This window comes from Zunongwangia atlantica 22II14-10F7, assembly GCF_002094855.1.
GTDB lineage: Bacteria > Bacteroidota > Bacteroidia > Flavobacteriales > Flavobacteriaceae > Zunongwangia > Zunongwangia atlantica.
The window spans coordinates 1-1,520 of record NZ_ARYN01000059.1; the positions used below are offsets into that span (position 1 = coordinate 1).

A 1,520-nucleotide genomic window follows, 5' to 3' on the forward strand; every position below is an offset into this window, starting at 1 on the left:
AGCATAGAAGATATTTCACTATTCGATCTCGTTCATAGCAAATTCTACCTGAGTGTTATTATTGTAAAAATAGCCTTCCCAAACTCCATCAAAAGTTTTAATGGCTCCAGTGTTAGCGTCTTTGTAAGTAATAAGGAAATCGGCATAAACCTTTTTCATTGCTAAGGTATAAATTGCCCTAAGTTCATTATTTGGAGGGATCTCTGTAGTGCTTGAACTGTTTGAAGAAAATGCGAAATTAAAGGTTTCCTGTTGCAAAATAACGGGTTGAATTCTGCCTTGTACACGTGCGTATGTACTTTCTAAAAAAAAGGTATCCATAGGAGCAGAAATTTCATGCACGGGATAGTTAAACTCAGCAAAAGCCAATGAATCATTAAATATAAATCTAGAACTTCCCTCTAAATATTCTAATGGATTAATGCTAACCGGTAAAATGCTATCAGACTCATTTTTAAAATAAAATTCTGGCAATTCTACACTTATCAGTTCTTCAGGATTTTCTTCATTAAATCGCCAATCTATAGATTGAAGCTCGTATGCAGATTCTGGATTGTTTGGTGAGATATCGTCGTCGCTACTGCAGGAGATGATCAATAGGCATAATAATGGGAGACTTAGATAAAAATATCGACTCATAAGGTTTTAGATTGATGATTAAAGTTATAACGTTTAGGAATAATAATTTATTTGATCAATAATATAAAATTTTACCTATTAAGTATACCTCATTTAACTTATCTTTATATTTTGCATCATTTTATAAGCATAAAAAATATGCGATTTTCAGGCATTACACGTCAAAATTACGATCGGGTTGCTGCTATCTACCAAAAGGGAATAGATACCGGGATGGCTACTTTTGAAATTTCGGCGCCATCTTTTGAAAACTGGCAAAAAAAGTATTTCGAAATGCCCAATTTCATCCTTCAGGATAATGAAGAAGTTATTGGTTGGGCGGGCCTAACTAAAGTATCAGATCGTTGTGTTTATAACGGAGTAGCAGAGGTTAGTATTTATATAGATCCTGTTTTTAAAGGAAAAGGATTTGGCTATATTTTATTAAACGAACTTATTCGGCAAAGTGAAGCGCTTGGTTTCTGGACTTTGCAATGCGGAATTATGGAAGAAAACACTGCCAGTATAAATTTGCATAAAAAATGTGGATTTAGGCTAATAGGGTTTAGAGAGCGAATAGGTAAGCTTCACGGTGTTTGGAAAAACAATGTTATTATGGAGCGAAGAAGCAAAGTGGTAGGAATTTAGATATTTAATTTTATATAAAAACCGCTGAACATTTGCTTTCAGTTTTTCAGAATAAGAATGCAAAAATTAATGAAGGAAAGTTTATAATTTTACAGAGGAGAAAACCTTCTGTGTTGTTAGAATTGGGAGATCTTGCGAATAGCGAAAATTCAAATTACTTAAATAGTGAAGTAGAGCAGCAGAAAATTGCAGAACGTATATTTAAAAGTTTGAAAATAATTGCCGAAAAACGATAAAATTAGCTTCGGTTTTTA

Annotated in this window: 3 protein-coding genes; 2 read left to right on the forward strand and 1 reads right to left on the reverse strand. The window is 33.0% G+C overall.

The features are described 5' to 3' along the window. Positions 1-18 precede the first annotated feature (18 nt). Positions 19-639, reverse strand: coding sequence for a hypothetical protein (locus IIF7_RS20525; protein WP_139801306.1), 621 nt, complete (start codon positions 637-639; stop codon positions 19-21). A 138-nt stretch (positions 640-777) separates the two neighbouring features. Between IIF7_RS20525 and IIF7_RS20530 the strand changes: the two genes are divergently transcribed. Beyond that, positions 778-1,266, forward strand: coding sequence for a GNAT family N-acetyltransferase (locus IIF7_RS20530; protein WP_084841660.1), 489 nt, complete (start codon positions 778-780; stop codon positions 1,264-1,266). Positions 1,267-1,298: 32 nt separating this feature from the next. Continuing rightward, positions 1,299-1,502, forward strand: coding sequence for an N-acetylmuramoyl-L-alanine amidase (locus IIF7_RS21260; RefSeq protein ID WP_176219024.1), 204 nt, complete (start codon positions 1,299-1,301; stop codon positions 1,500-1,502). Positions 1,503-1,520: the final 18 nt, after the last annotated feature.

Coding starts and splice junctions, on each gene's coding strand:
- IIF7_RS20525 (WP_139801306.1), bottom strand. CDS start 639: ATGAGTCGATATTTTTATCTAAGTCTCCCATTATTATGCCTATTGATC.
- IIF7_RS20530 (WP_084841660.1), top strand. CDS start 778: ATGCGATTTTCAGGCATTACACGTCAAAATTACGATCGGGTTGCTGCT.